This is a genomic window from Vallitalea okinawensis (assembly GCF_002964605.1).
Classification (GTDB): domain Bacteria; phylum Bacillota; class Clostridia; order Lachnospirales; family PQDH01; genus Vallitalea_A; species Vallitalea_A okinawensis.
Genome location: NZ_PQDH01000002.1, coordinates 98099 through 114077, shown reverse-complemented (window position 1 = coordinate 114077; position 15979 = coordinate 98099). Strand labels below are relative to the sequence as shown.

Here is a 15979-nt window from a genome sequence, read left to right as displayed (position 1 = left end):
GAGTCAATATGAAATCTTATGATTTTGATAAAAGACAGAACTGTCATGAAATAATAATATCAGAGGAATACATCGACATTTATCAAAGGAGTACCATAGGGATAGATGAGATTAAAGAGATAGCTGAAGAACTTAATGTGGAGTGTTTTCAGCAATTGGCACCAAATGATTGGGTACTACATGTTAAAGTAGAAGAAAAAGATCTTGAGAGTTTTTTTGAAACTACTCCTCATATTATATTACCGAATATCTATGGATTGACAAGTAGTGAAAGTATTGAGGCTGCAGGGATCAGTGCTATATTAGATAATAAAAGTTTAGAAATTTCGGGTGAAGGTACTGTTATAGGTATTTTGGATACAGGAATCGATTATACCCATGAAGCTTTTAGGTTCGATGAAAAAAGGAGCAAAATAATAGCCATATGGGATCAGAGTATTGCTGGAAACTCGCCAGAAGGATTTCTTTATGGAACTGAGTATACCAATGAAGAAATTAATCATGCATTGCAATCTGAAAATCCTCTATCCATAGTATCTTCTACTGACGATATTGGACATGGGACTTTTTTAGCAGGTATAGCAGCGGGTATGCCTAATAATGAAGAGAATTTTCAGGGGGCTGCACCTGGTGCAGAACTCGTTATTGTTAAGTTAAAGCAAGCAAAAAAGAATGTTATCGATTATTTTCAAGTTAAAGAGGATGCTGTAGCATTTCAGACAAATGATATCATCCAAGGACTCAATTATCTAAAGTCAAAAGCCAAGGAATTCAAGAAGCCTCTTGTGGTATTATTTACAGGTGCATCAAATGAAGGTCCCCATAATGGAAGTGCTTTTTTGGAGAAGGAACTAGAATATTACGGTAATTTTTTTGGAGTTGTTTCTGTAGTAAGTGCAGGTAATGAGACAGGAGCAAGTAAACATTATCATGGTCGTTTTAGAGATGATGAAGAGCGGATCAATATATCTCTCAATATTGCTGAGGAAGAAAGAGGACTTTTCTTCAATGTCTGGTGTGGGCTCCCAGATGAATTAACCATTGAACTTATTACTCCCTCAGGAGAAACAACAGGTAAAGTTCCTTTTGTGTCAGATGAGTGGCAAGAAATTGAGGTATTATTGGAATCAACTAAAATTCTTATCTATTATGAATTCATAGAAGAGCGTGGTGGTGAAGAAGCCATCTATGTAAGGATTCTTAATCCCTTACCTGGATTATGGACTATTGTTATTCATGGAGACATTGTTATCAATGGAGAATTTGATATATGGTTGCCAGTAAAAGGGTTTATAGATGATTTAACTGTGTTTATGCAACCCAATCCAAATACTACTATTGTGAATCCAGGAACTAATGTGGGGACCATAACTGTGGGTGCATACAATGTAGCTGCTAACAGTATTTACTTACCATCCAGTAGAGGTTATACAAAAGATAATAGAATCAAGCCAGATATTGTTGCTCCAGGAGTAAATGTCATAGGACCATACCCGAACAATGTCTATGGACTCTATTCGGGGACCAGTGTATCAGCGGCGATCACAGCTGGTGCCAGCGCCCTCTTACTGGAGTGGGGAATAGTAAAAGGGAACGATCCATTACTTAATACAGTGGCAGTTAAGACCTATCTTGCAAGAGGGGCTAGAAGAAAGGAGATGCTCCTATACCCCAATAGAGAGTGGGGATATGGTGAGCTAGATTTATTTAATTCATATATGGTCATTGGAATGAAGCTATGATGGAACACTTACAAGTATCGAAGTAGGTGTTCTTGTTTTTCTGTGAAATATCGTGTTATAATAAGAACTGCAAAAATCAATGAGTTATAAGAGTGCTAAAAACCTTATAAATGATTTTAAAAAAATCCATACTAGATATAGAAGGTTGAATATAAAAATATCAGTAGTATTTGACAGGGTGAGTAAGATGAAAATTTTATTTCGAGTAACCTTAGGTATTTTACTTGTTGTTTTATTCGGTACTCTCAGTGTATCTCTTTATTATGGTAATAAGATTAAAGGACAAACAGAAATACCTGAGATAAGAGATTATAATAATGAAAAAGGTCATTATGTTCTGATTTATAGTGAAGAAGATAGCATTTTTTGGGAAGAATTTGTTACAGGTGCTTTGGAAGCATGTATCAAAGAAGAGGTTGACTTAGAAATTAGTAAGGTATCGCCATTAGATGACCAAGAAAGTATATTAGAGAAGATCGATATGGCAATAGCTTCTAAAGTAGATGGTATAATTCTACAAGCTGAGGAAGATATAGCTTTTGAAACCTATATCAATAAAGCTACAGAAAAAGGGATTCCAGTAATAACTGTTGCTTCTGATTGTATTAAAAGTACTCGCCAATCTTACATAGGAACCAATGCGTATGAGACGGGCCTAAAAGCAGGTGAACTTATTAAAGAAGCTACGGATGAGGCTAAGATCGTAATTATTACTCAGGAAGATGAACACGAGAGTACAGACATAAGTACCAGTAATTATTTATCTGGTATATATGAAGTAATAAATAATGACGAGAACATGGAAATCATAGCTGAGGAAAAATCAAGTTATGCTGATTTTAGTGCTGAAGGTATTGCATATAAAATCATTAACAACAATCCAGAAGCAAATATGATCATCTGTACAAGTGCTAATGATACCCTTGGTGTGGCTCAGGTTATGATTGAGTTTAATAGAGTTGGAAGTGTTCAAATTATCGGTTATGATATGAGTGAAGACATGGTGGACTATATACAAAAAGGTATTGTTTATGGTGCTATTGCTAGAAATCCTAGAGAAATGGGAGTAAAAAGCATAGAAACCATGAAAAAGATACTAAAAAAGCAAGTTGTATCAGAATTCATTGATACTGGAATTATCATTTATACAAAAGACAACATAAAGAACTACTCAGATAAGTGAGGGATGAAAGGTGAAGCTTAACAGTATTAGAAAAAGAATGCTTTTTGTGTTTATTATGACGACTGTACTTATAAGTACTGTTAGTATCTATTCATTCAAAGTATCTGAAGATTTTATTGATCAGATGAGCAATATGTATGATTTAACGACTTCACTAAAGAAGATTGAGACAGATCTGGATTTATTACAAGAGCAATTAACGAAATATTTGACAACAAAGAGTTCAGATAATTTGGTACTGTATAACAGTTATAGCACTGAGCTCTTAAATGATGCTTATGAGCTAGAAGCGAATTTACACGATTATGATGAATATTTAAAGCTTGAAGATATAGTGAACATGACTGTTACGTATTTTGAATATGCAGATAGTGCTGTAGCTGCTAAAAGAGGTCGTAAAGTTGATGAATACATGAGTCATTACAAAGAAGCATCCAAAATAGCAGGCTTTATTAAGATATATATTGATGAGTTAAGTATTACAGAAATTAACAAGAATACAGATTTTTATAGAGCTATTTCAGAGAATATGAATAACATTCAAAGTGCAAATATTTTTATGATTGTGGTTATTGTTCTACTGGTACTTTTGATTATTATTTATTCAACATATACGATGACTGAACCTATTAGAAAACTATCCCATTCAGCCAATGAATTATCCAAGGGAAATTTTGATGTTGAAGAAGTCAATGTTACTTCTGATGATGAGATTAAGGTCATGGTTGAAGCATTCAATAAGATGAAATACAACATTCAGGAATATATTAATGAATTGCATGAGAAAGCTGAGATGGAAGCGACATTAATGGACGAGAAGATGAAGAATCTTAACATGCAACATCTTCTGAACAATGCAGAATTACAAGCACTACAATCTCAAATTAATCCTCATTTTTTATACAATACGTTAAATGCTGCAGTGCAATTATCCATGATCGAGGGAGCAGACCAAACAAGTATGTTTGTGGAAAACATTGCATCCCTGTTCCGTTATAATGTTCGTAAGTTAGATACAAGTGTTACTCTAAAAGAAGAGGTTAAAAATGTTAAGTCCTATTATGAGTTACTTAAAGTACGTTTTGGAGATTTAATACAATTTAAGTTTAATGTTGAAGAAAGTACATTAGGTATGAAAATGCCGCCACTTGTGTTACAGCCTATTGTAGAAAATGCCTATATACATGGTGTTGGAGACAGTGAAGATGGTGGGAGAATTCTGATTAAAGTTCAAAGAGAAGATGAAAACATCGTTATCTGTGTTATAGATAATGGTAAAGGAATGAGTGAAGAGGATATTAATCATATCTATTCAAAGGTGAATTGTCCTGAAGTATCTGTTTTAACAAAGCCTAAAAAGGGACATACCACTGGCATTGGTATGTCAAATGTTATTCATCGTCTAGAAATATTCTATGGAATTAAAGATATACTGAGTATTAAGAGTCAACTTGGAGAAGGGACAGAAGTACGTATTGTTTTACCAGCTCATCATACAAGCTTAGATAGTTAAAGAAGTATCTGTATGATTTAAGAAGTTTTAAGTGGGGAGGAAAGAGTATGTATAAACTGATGGTTGTTGATGATGAGCAGATCGTTATACAAGGTGTTCAATTTATAATAGATAAGTACATGGAGCAGGTTGAAGTTATAGAAGTTGCAAGATCTGGTAGAGAAGCTATTGAAAAAATTGAAGAGGCAAGACCTCATATCATCTTAATGGATATTCGTATGCCAGGTATTAATGGGATTGAAGCTATTCGCGAAATCAAGAAAAGAGATCCTGCCATCAAGTTTATTATTGTATCAGCCTATGAACAATTTGAATTTGCTAAAGAAGCAGTAGCTCTAGGTGTAACTGATTATATAATTAAACCAGTCAATCGCTTTAAGTTAGTTGAAACAATTAAGAAAACTATTGAGATGATTAAGAAAGAAAAAGATGTAAAGAAACGTGAACTGGAGACCATTGAAAAAATCAATAAGGTCACCCCAATGCTGGAGAATGGATTTATCTATTCCATTATGATGAATCAAGAGTTTGAGGATGAGATTAATCTTTATCGTGAACTCTTTGATATTAAAACAACTGGTGGATACATGGTGGTTATTCAATTTGGCGAAGGTGATGATCCCAAAAAACAGGTTAATAAGATCGGGGCAGGTATACAGAGTCAAAAGATCTATGAATCTGTTAAAGAAATATTAAAATACAAAACTAAATGTATTGTTGGTCCGATTATCGTTAATCGATTAGTGATTTTTATACCATCTTATGAGCATGATGAAGCCCTGGATGAAAAGGAAGAAGCACTCCATCTTTTAAAGAGCATTGGGCGACAAATTGAATTTATATCAGATGTTAATTTCTTCATTGGCATTGGAAGTTATAAGAGAATGGAACAACTCTATAGTTCTTATGATGAAGCTTTAAAAGCATTATGGTATAATAATGGAGAACGTTATCTTCATATCATGGATGTCAGTCATTATTTTGATAAAAGTCTTAATAAATTAAAGGACTTAAAAGAAAATATTATTCGTCAAGGTAAAGCTGGAAATTTTGAGCAAATGACTCTGCTAGGGAAAGAATATATCCATCTTGTAGATTCTGTTGATTTAAACACAAAGGCTGTAGGGCTTATCCAGAACCAACTACTAGAGATGTTAGTAGTTATGAATAGAGAAGCTATGGATTTAGGGGTTGTGGAAAATATGGACAAGACCAGTTATAGTTTTGTCTTAGATACAGGAGTAGGATTAGCAGAAGTAGTTAGAAGGAGTATTAAAACGTTACTTGATATCGTGCAACATATTGAAGAATCAAAGACTCAAGGAATAAGTACTCAAGTTAAAGAAGCTATTACATTTATCAGCGCAAACTACAAGGTTGATCTTAATTTAGAGGACGTAGCGAATAACGTGGCTATTAGTCCGCAGTATTTTAGTAAAGTGTTTAAGGAAGAAACGGGGAGAAGCTTCATAGAATACTTGACGCATTTACGTATAGAAGAAGCTAAAAAGCTGTTAAAAGAAAATAATTTAAGTATTAAGGAGATATGTTTTGAAGTTGGTTATAAAGACCCTAATTACTTTAGCAGATTATTTAAAAAGCAAGTAGGGTGCCGACCAACTGAATATGTTAAAGAATTTTAGGGGGAGTAGGTATGAAGAGAGTACTAAAAGTTGGTATATCAATAATGTCTATTCTAATATTAGTAACTGGGTGTGTAAGCAATTGGGAGAAAAAAGATGAACAGATTAAGATTGGTTTACTTATGGATTCTCTTGTCATTGAAAGATGGCAAAGAGACCGTGATATGTTTCTAGCTAATGCAAAGGAAAAAGGAGCAGAGGTCATCGTCCAAAATGCAAATGAAAGCCTTGAAAAGCAAGTAGAGCAAACAAGACAACTTATCAATTCAGATGTAGATGTTCTTGTCATCATTCCTTATGATAAAGATGGCTTTACTGAGGTTATCGCTGAGGCAAAGAAAAAAGGAATCAAAGTTATATCCTATGATCGTCTGATACTGAATGCAGATATTGATGCTTACATCTCTTTTGATAATGTTAAAGTAGGTGAGCTTATGGGGCAGGCAATTGTTGAAAATGTACCACAAGGAAATTATTCAGTGATCAACGGTTCTACCTTTGATCACAATAGCTATATGTTTAATGAAGGGTATATGGATGTCTTGAAACCTTATATTCAATCTGGTCAAATACAAGTTATTGATGAACAGTGGGCTGATGATTGGAGAGAGGATATTGTCTATGAATCCTTAAATCGGTTATTAAATGAAGGGAATACTTTAGATGCTGTTATTTGCGCTAATGATCGTTTAGCAGAATCTGCTATTCGTGTTTTATCTGAATACCGTTTGGCAGGAGAGGTTCAGGTTGTAGGACATGATGCCAATCTGGTTGCGTGTCAGCAAATTGTTGAAGGAACACAGTTGATGACAGTATATAAACCAATCAGTCAACTGGCAACAGCAGCTGTAGATTTAGCTATAGAACTGGTCATCAATGAAACGGCTGATTATGAAGAGACTATTAATAATGGCTTTGGAGAGATTCCATATGTTATGATCGAGCCTGTAGCGGTTAATAAAGATAATATTGTTGACACAGTTATTGCTGATGGTTTTCACAAGTTTGAAGATGTTTATCGCTACATCCCAGAAAGTGAATGGCCTGAAAGAACGACAAATGCTAATAAAGAGGTGGAGTAGTCAAGGGAAATCCTTGATTCTCCACCTTTTTCATTTTATAGAGTTATTAATTCAAAGATAGGTATAGCAAAGCTACTTTTATTCTGCAAAAAAGAAGTAATAGTACAAATACCATATTAAAATAATGCTATTAAGTGGATTTATTTTTTTCTCTTTCTTAAAAATATCTAGATTATCGTATTTAATTCTAGTGTTATTTGTGCATATTTTCAGTATTATAATATCACAAGGTGCTTAACACATTGGTAATTCATATTAGATGGATGAGCACTCTAGTAACTAGTATTATATAAGAAGAGTTTTAAAATGGAGGGAATGTAATGAAATTTTTACGCAAAAGTTTAGCAATATTTTTATTATTAACAATGGTATTCACAATTGCAGCATGTTCTTCTGATGAAGAAACAAAAACTGAAACTACTACAAAAACAGAAGATACTAAGAAGGAAGAAACTAAAAAAGAAGAACCAGCAGACGATGAGATCGTTATTGGTTTATCATTACCTACTCAACAAGAAGAAAGATGGGTAAGAGATAAAGAGAAAATGGAAGCAGCAGCTGAAGAAGCTGGTGTTAAATTATTAGTTCAAGTAGCTAACAATGATGTGGCGCAGCAAGATGCACAAGCTAAAAACCTTATTGCACAAGGTATCGATGTGCTTATCTTAGCTCCACAAGATGCAGCTGCAGCAGCATCAATCGTAGAAGCAGCTAGTGAAGAGGGAATCCCTGTTATTTCTTATGATCGTTTGATCACAAACACAGATAAATTAGATTACTACCTTTCATTTGACAATGTAAGAGTAGGTGAGCTTCAAGGTGCTTATATCACTGACTTAGTATCAGAAGGTAATTATATCATCATGTCAGGTGCACCAACAGATAACAATGCTAAATTATTCAAAGAAGGTGCTATGACTTATCTTCAACCATTAATCGACGAAGGTAAAGTTAATGTCATCGTAGACCAACCAGTTGATGACTGGAAACCAGAAAACGCACTTAAAATCATAGAAAATGCTTTAACTAAAGCAAACAATGATGTACAAGCTATTTTAGCTCCTAACGATGGAACAGCTGGTGGTGCTATACAAGCTTTAGCAGCACAAGGTTTAGACGGTCAAGTTCCAATCACTGGACAAGATGCTGAATTAGCAGCAGCTCAAAGAATCGTAGAAGGTACTCAATCCATGACAATCTTCAAAGATACAAGAATGCTAGGTGCAGAAGCAATCAATATTGCTATTGCTCTTGCAAATGGTGAAGAAGTTAAAACAAACGGGGCTGTTAGCAATAACTCTGTAGACGTACCATCTGTTTTATTAACACCTTATGTAGTTGATAAAGATAATATAGATGAACTTCTAATAGAGAGCGGTTATTTAAAGAAAGAAGATGTATACAAGTAAGATACACTTAAGAAAGTTGAGGGGCTATATGCCCCTTCGCTTTTCTTTGATGGAATAAAGGTTTAGATTCACATTATAGGTGGTGAAAGAATGAGTGATTTTATACTTGAAATGAAGAACATTGTTAAGGAATTCCCTGGTGTAAAAGCATTGGATAATGTTAATTTCAAGGTGAAGCGCGGAGAAATCCATGCTTTATGTGGTGAAAATGGTGCAGGGAAATCTACATTAATGAAGGTTCTAAGTGGTGTGCATCCTAATGGTTCCTATGATGGTGATATTGTATTAAATGGGAAAATACAGCAATACTATGGAATCAAAGATTCAGAAGAAGCTGGAGTCGCTATTATTTATCAGGAGCTTGCTCTTGTTAAGCAAATGAATATTGCTGAAAATATTTATTTAGGAAATGAGATAAAAAAAGGTAAATTCATTGATTGGAATGAGACAGTTCAAAAGACGAAGAAAGTTTTGGGTCAAGTAGGACTTGATGACAATCCTTTGACAAAGGTTATTAATCTTGGTATCGGAAAACAACAGCTTATTGAAATAGCAAAGGCAATGACAAAAGATATCAGCATATTGATTCTTGACGAACCAACAGCAGCACTTAATGAGACTGAAAGTGAAAACTTACTAAATATTATTCGTGAGTTAAAAAATAATGGTGTAACATGTATTTATATATCGCATAAACTGAATGAGGTTAAAGCTATTGCTGATACAATCACTGTCTTGCGTGATGGTAAAACAATTGATTCTTTACCTAATGATGAAAACATGACAGAAGATAAGATCATATCTCTCATGGTAGGTAGAGAATTAACAGAGCGTTATCCAAGTAAGGATTATGCACCTGGAAAAGCTTTAGCTATGGAAGTAAAGAATTGGAATGTTTATAATCCAGAATTACCAGAGAAAAAGGTTCTTGATAACATTAACTTCGAATTAAGAAAAGGTGAAATACTTGGTATTGCAGGTCTAATGGGAGCTGGTCGAACTGAATTAGCCATGAGTCTATTTGGTGCCTACGGTATTAATAAATCAGGAACAGTTAAAATGGATGGTAAGGAAGTTCATATAAAAAATCCAAAGAGTGCTATAAAAGAAGGACTCTGTTATCTGTCAGAGGATAGGAAAAAGAATGGTCTAGTTCTCATGATGGACATAAAGCAAAACATGACAATGGCCAGCTTGGATAAAATAAAAAGTGGTTTAGCCATCAATGAGAATGAAGAAATCAAGCAGGTTGAAGACTATTCAGAAATGTTACGTATTAAAACACCATCTATAGAACAAAAAACAAATAATTTATCTGGTGGTAATCAGCAGAAGGTTGTTCTAGGAAAATGGTTAATGGCTGAACCAAGTGTTTTAATCTTAGATGAACCAACGCGTGGTATTGATGTTGGAGCCAAATATGAAATCTATAATATTATGAATTCACTTGCCAAAAAAGGCGTGTCTATCATTATGATTTCATCAGAGTTACCTGAGGTATTAGGGATGAGTGATCGTGTTCTAGTCATGCATGAAGGTAAATTAACAGGTGAAATTATCGGGGCAGAAGCAACACAAGAAAAAGTAATGCATTTTGCAACAGGAGGTATGTAAGATGGAGGGAAAAGTTTCTACAGAAAAGAAAGCTTCTGAGATCCTTAAGTTTTCTATTAAGAATAACATGCGTCAATATACCATGTTTATAGCACTTATAGGTATCATGCTTATTTTTACATTTTTAACAGAAGGAACATTTATCAGTTCCAGAAACTTATCAAACTTATTTTCACAAACAAGTCATATCGCTATTTTAGCTGCAGGTGTTGTGTTGGTCATAGTAGCAGGGCATATTGACTTATCAATAGGTTCAGTAGTAGGTTTTACAGGCGCTATTGCAGCCATATTACAAGTTAATTTTGGTTTAGGTACAATACCAGCTATTATCCTGACTTTAGGTGTAGGTGCATTAATAGGTGCTTGGCAAGGGTATTGGGTGGCATATAGAGATGTCCCAGCCTTTATCGTAACGTTAGCAGGTATGCTTATTTTTAGAGGCGCGCTTATTGGTATAACAAATGGAGCAACAATTGCTCCAATGAACGATAGTTTTAAAGCTATTGGTCAAGAATATTTGTTTAATATTATGCCGAATGCATCATTTCATGTAACGACATTGATCTTTGGTGCAGCAAGCATATTAATCTATATTCTATTTGAAATTAAGAAAAGAAACGAAAGAATTCGATACGATTTTCAAGTTTTACCTATGTCACTTCAATTAATCAAGATGATTCTTGTATCAATAGCAATTGGATCATTCTTTATGATTCTTGTTATGTACAAAGGTATTCCGTATTCAATTATATTAGTTCTGATTATAGCACTTATATTCACTTACGTAACAAATAAGACACCATTTGGGCGTTATGTTTATGCCATTGGTGGTAATAAAGAGGCAGCTAAGTTATCAGGTATTAATATTAGAAAAGTTAACATGATGATTTTTGTATTAATGGGTGTTTTATCATCTATTGGTGGTATTGTATTTACAGCAAGATTAAATGCTGCAAGTGCACAAGCTGGTAATGGTATGGAACTTGAGGTTATTGCAGCTGCCATTATTGGTGGAACAAGTACATTAGGTGGTGAAGGTACCATTGTCGGAGCTATTATAGGTGCTCTAGTTATGGCAACACTTAATAATGGTATGAGTTTGATGAATGTTGGACCAACATGGCAATATATTATAAAGGGTTTAATTTTATTAATTGCTGTTTGGGTTGATATTTCATCAAGAAAGAATAAAGCTAAAGCGTAAAAGTTAATAATTTTTTTCATATAAACCTTCCCCTAGGAATATATAGAATACTAGAAGAGATAGGAACGCCATTCCCTATCTCTTTTATGTTCTCAATTTTTAACATTTGTGGATGTAATTGTTCAATTGATTGAATTGACAAGCTATAACTTATTCCATATAATGATATATATGTTGCAATAATTATTGCATGAAAACAAGATATTATGTATTATTTTTTGTTTGTTTTCGAGAGAACGCTAATAGAGGGTGACATAACATGGGGATTTACTTTAGTAATTTTTACTGCATAAGTTTAAATTATAAATATCTTCAACTTGAGGAAAGAGAATTAATCGTTAAAGAGAAATTTCATATGAAAATTCAAGAATTGCTAGAAAAACAGCTATTGAAGGGTTATGTACATCTATCTACATGTCTTCGATTAGAGTTTTATTTGGAGTGTGACCAAGAATCATTCGAATCTGCTAAGTGCATTTTCGTGGATTATATGAAAGCGTGTCAGATTTTTACAGGCGTAGATGCTGTTGAATATCTTTACCGAGTAGCTTGTGGATTTGAATCTGTCATCATGGGAGAAGATGAAATACTATCACAGCTTAAAAAAGCATGTGTTAAAGCGACTGAGCAAAAAACAACTTCAAAACTTTTAAATGTCCTTATGAATAAGGCTATTGCTTTAGGGAAAAAGATTAGAACTGTAAGTAGGATTTCTCATAACAGTCAATCCTTACCCGCTACTGTTGTACGCTTACTCAGGAGTAAATATGGTAAAGCATTATATGAAAAGCGTGTACTCATCATAGGGATAGGTGATCTAGCTCAAGATATTATGAAGCTCCTTATTGGAGAGACAGCTGATATAACCATTTGTAATAGAAACGGTGATAAACTGCATCCAATTCTTAAACAGTATGCTGTTAAAGGTATTGATTACAAAGATAAGTATACATTCATTCCAGATAGTGATATTATTATTAGCGCTACTGCTGCGCCGCATCCCATCTTATTCTTTGAGGACATGAAAGATTATCTTGTGGATGAGAAAGAAAGAGTATTATTGGATTTAGCTGTACCACGGGATATTGAAAGTGAAGTGAAGACATTAAAGGGCGTGGATTTACTTAACTTAGATGATTGTTGGGAAGTCTATAACCAATGCCTTAAAGAGAGACAAGATTATATGAAGAATTATTACTTCATCTTACAAGAGTACATGAATAAGACTTTAGACTGGTGCAAATATAAAGAAAAAATTAGCTAAACACTACTTCGGTAGTGTTTTTTTAGTAGCAAAGCTACTTTCTTATATCTTAATATTGTTATAGTTATCTTTATATATTTAGATTGAATGATAAATAATAGGTTGTTAAAATGTAAGTATGAATAGATGAAAATTCTTATATATGAAGGTAAATACTTAAAATAATTTATTAATGGAGGTAAGATGATGGGAGCAAAATACTATTGGAAAGATTTAAATTGCTTGAGCATAAATAGAATGAGTCCATCAACAACTGCAATACCATATCCAAGCGTAGAAGAGGCATTAGAAGGCCAAAGACACTTGTCAGATCGTTTTATGTTGTTAAATGGTACTTGGAAGTTTTTATATAATGAACATCCTCTAGATGTTCCAGATGGTTATGAGCATCCAGATTTTGATGATAGGGATTGGGGTCAGTTACCCGTTCCAGCATGCTGGCAATTGCATGGTTATGATATACCTGTTTATACCAATGTTATTTATCCATACCCTGTTAACCCACCTCATGTTCCTGAAGAAAATCCTATTGGGTGTTATAGAAGAACATTTGCTGTGCCAGATGAATGGAATGACGACAAGGTTATTTTACATTTTGGTGGCGTAAGTTCTTCTTTTACTCTTTATGTTAATGGTAAAGAAGTTGGATATAGTCAAGGAAGCCATATACCGGCTGAATTTGATATAACAGACTACATCGTTAGTGGTGAGAATACTATAGCCGTAGAAGTCTACAAGTGGTGTTGCACGAGTTATATTGAAGATCAAGATTTCTGGCGTTTGAATGGTATTTTTAGAGAGGTGTATTTAATCTCAGAACCACGTATTCATGCTAGTGATATTCATGTAGATGCTTTACTCAGTGATACATATGAAGATGGACAGTTAACTATTGATCTTGAGCTTTCCTCTACAGTTGATGAGTGTGTGAAAGTTGAGGTAAACCTATTATTTAAAGATGATTTGTCTTATTCTGATATTAAGGAATTAAAAGTGAAAGCGGATAAGGGGTTAAAGCATCAATTTAGTGCACGAATACCTAAGGTTAACAAGTGGACAGCTGAGACACCAAACCTATATCAACTTCTTGTTACAATTAAAGACAGTGAAAATCATATTTTAGAAGTAAAAGCTTTTAATATTGGTTTTAGAATAATCGAGATTAAAGAGCAGCAATTATGGGTGAATGGCGTATCCATTAAGTTAAAAGGTGTTAATCGTCATGATACTCATCCAGATCGAGGTTATGCAGTTACAAGAGATGATATGGTTAAAGATATTCTAACTATGAAATTACACAATATTAATACCGTTCGAACATCTCATTATCCCAACGATCCATACTGGTATGATCTTTGTGATCAGTATGGTATGTATGTCATTGATGAAGCTGATCTTGAAATGCATGGAATAATAAGAACTGAGGGATTAAGTCATAATGGAATTAGTCAGACAACACTTATTAATGGTGAGGCCGAATGGACTGAGGCTTTCGTTGAGCGAGCAATTAGAATGGTAGAAAGAGATCGGAATCATCCATCCATTATCATGTGGTCATTAGGAAATGAATCCGGTTATGGGACCAACCATGATGCCATGGCAGAATGGATTCGGGCTCATGAACCAACGCGTCCCATTCACTATGAAAGTGCTGTAGATGCTCCGATGGTAGATGTCGTTAGTGTTATGTATTGGGATGTAGAGCGATTCATTGAAGCTGGAAAAAATGATACAGATAAACGACCATTTTTCCAATGTGAATTTCTCCACTCTATGGGTAACAGCATGGGGAATATTAAAGAATATATGGATGCCATCTACTCATATCCTCGATTGATAGGTGGATGTGTATGGGAGTGGGCAGATCATGGTATACGTCAGTTTACTGAAGAGGGCGAAGAGTGGTTTGCTTATGGTGGTGACTTTGGTGATTATCCTAATGATTTTAAATTCTGTATTGATGGCATGGTAGATCCTGATCGACAACCTCATACCGGATTAATCGAATACAAAAACTTAATTGCACCTGTTGAAGCTGTTCCTGTTGAACTCACTGAAGGTATCGTGAAGATTATTAACCGCTATGACTTTCTTACTCTAGACCATCTCAATCTCATTTGGGAGTTGAAACGTGATGAGCAAGTTATTGATAGTGGGCAGATGACAGCAGAAGGTATTCAAGCTCATCAAGAGGAAGATATAGCATTACCATATAAGATCAATAAAGCAGTGAAAGGTGAATATTGGCTGAATATTTATTTCACCACAAAAACGGTCACAAAGTGGGGGAAACCTGGGCATGAAATAAGAAGACAGCAATTTAGTATCCCAGTTGATTATAAGGAAGAAAAGCAAGTTTGTCACTTAACTTCATTTCTTCAAGTGAAAGAGGAGAAGCGAAACATTGTTGTTGAAGGAACAGATTTCACTACCATCTTTGATCGTGCTGAGGGTACATTTGTTTCTTATAACTACAAAGGTGTAGAGCTTATTCATAGAGGATTGAAAGAGAACTTCTGGCGAGCAGGAACAGACAATGATGAACGTGGCTGGGAGAAACGAGAAGACAGTTATGCTGGACAATGGACAAAAGCAGGTTTAGATGTATTCATGCGTAACATATTAAGTATAAGGATTGAAAAAGAAGAACATCAAGTTAAGATTAATGTATTATCCAACTTTGGTAAACCAGGTGAAAAGATTGCCTTTGAAACCAATGTTGCATATATAGTGGATGGAAGTGGTAAGATTAAAGTTGATACCACATTCGACCCTAAAAAAGAGCTACCTGTACTACCACGATTAGGTCTTACAATGGCTACTCCTGAAGGTTTTGAATACTTCAGTTGGTACGGTAAGGGACCTCATGAAAGTTATGTTGATCGAAATGAAAGTGCCATTGTTGACGTTTATAAAGGTACTGTCGATGAGCAATTTGTTAATTATATCGTACCTCAAGAAAACGGTAATAAGATGGATACTCGTTGGGGATTAGTTTCCAATGGTAACGGTTTTGGTTGGTTGATATGTGCTAATACAACTATCAATATGAGTGTTCATCACTATACAGCAAAAGACTTAAAAGAAGCTATGCATACCTACGACTTAAAAAAGAGAAAGGAAACTATTATTAATTTAGATTACGCTCAATGTGGTCTTGGTAATCATAGTTGTGGACCAGAGGTTCTAGAACAATATCGCTTAATGCCGCATAAAGCTCAGTTTTCATTTGAAATGGTACCATACCATGAAGGATTAGGAGTACCTATGAGTATTTATCAACAAGGTAAATAAATATCACTCAACTAATTGACAGTAAAGCATC

The 15979-nt window shown here is 34.4% G+C and carries 10 protein-coding genes; all 10 read left to right on the top strand.

Annotation, left to right across the window (positions count from 1 at the left end):
* Positions 1-8: 8 nt before the first annotated feature.
* The 10 genes from C1Y58_RS05695 to C1Y58_RS05650 all read left to right on the top strand — a co-directional run bounded on the left by C1Y58_RS05695 (position 9) and on the right by C1Y58_RS05650 (position 15948).
* A complete protein-coding gene (locus C1Y58_RS05695) occupies positions 9-1742 on the top strand; it encodes a S8 family peptidase (RefSeq protein WP_105615052.1) in 1734 nt (577 codons plus the stop codon).
* Between the two features lie 187 nt (positions 1743-1929).
* Entirely contained in the window at positions 1930-2925 is a 996-nt protein-coding gene (locus tag C1Y58_RS05690) for a substrate-binding domain-containing protein (protein WP_157949970.1), read from the top strand.
* A 10-nt stretch (positions 2926-2935) separates the two neighbouring features.
* Positions 2936-4438, top strand: a complete 1503-nt coding sequence (locus C1Y58_RS05685) for a sensor histidine kinase (RefSeq protein ID WP_105615050.1) — start codon at positions 2936-2938, stop codon at positions 4436-4438.
* A 47-nt stretch (positions 4439-4485) separates the two neighbouring features.
* Positions 4486-6081, top strand: a complete 1596-nt coding sequence (locus C1Y58_RS05680) for a response regulator (RefSeq protein WP_105615049.1) — start codon at positions 4486-4488, stop codon at positions 6079-6081.
* An 11-nt stretch (positions 6082-6092) separates the two neighbouring features.
* Positions 6093-7163: a D-xylose ABC transporter substrate-binding protein gene (locus C1Y58_RS05675; protein ID WP_105615048.1), complete on the top strand. Its 1071-nt coding sequence runs from the start codon at positions 6093-6095 to the stop codon at positions 7161-7163.
* A gap of 320 nt (positions 7164-7483) precedes the next feature.
* Positions 7484-8572 carry a sugar ABC transporter substrate-binding protein gene (locus C1Y58_RS05670; RefSeq protein WP_105615047.1) on the top strand — a complete coding sequence of 363 codons (1089 nt, stop codon included), beginning with the start codon at positions 7484-7486 and terminating at the stop codon, positions 8570-8572.
* A 90-nt stretch (positions 8573-8662) separates the two neighbouring features.
* Entirely contained in the window at positions 8663-10186 is a 1524-nt protein-coding gene (locus C1Y58_RS05665; protein ID WP_105615046.1) for a xylose ABC transporter ATP-binding protein, read from the top strand.
* A 1-nt stretch (position 10187) separates the two neighbouring features.
* Positions 10188-11390, top strand: a complete 1203-nt coding sequence (mmsB, locus tag C1Y58_RS05660) for a multiple monosaccharide ABC transporter permease (RefSeq protein ID WP_105615045.1) — start codon at positions 10188-10190, stop codon at positions 11388-11390.
* Positions 11391-11649: 259 nt separating this feature from the next.
* A complete protein-coding gene (hemA, locus tag C1Y58_RS05655; RefSeq protein WP_105615044.1) occupies positions 11650-12654 on the top strand; it encodes a glutamyl-tRNA reductase in 1005 nt (334 codons plus the stop codon).
* 186 nt (positions 12655-12840) lie between these two features.
* The gene (locus C1Y58_RS05650; protein ID WP_170311532.1) at positions 12841-15948 is read left to right on the top strand and encodes a beta-galactosidase, LacZ type; all 3108 of its coding nucleotides are present in this window, start codon (positions 12841-12843) and stop codon (positions 15946-15948) included.
* Positions 15949-15979 lie beyond the last annotated feature (31 nt).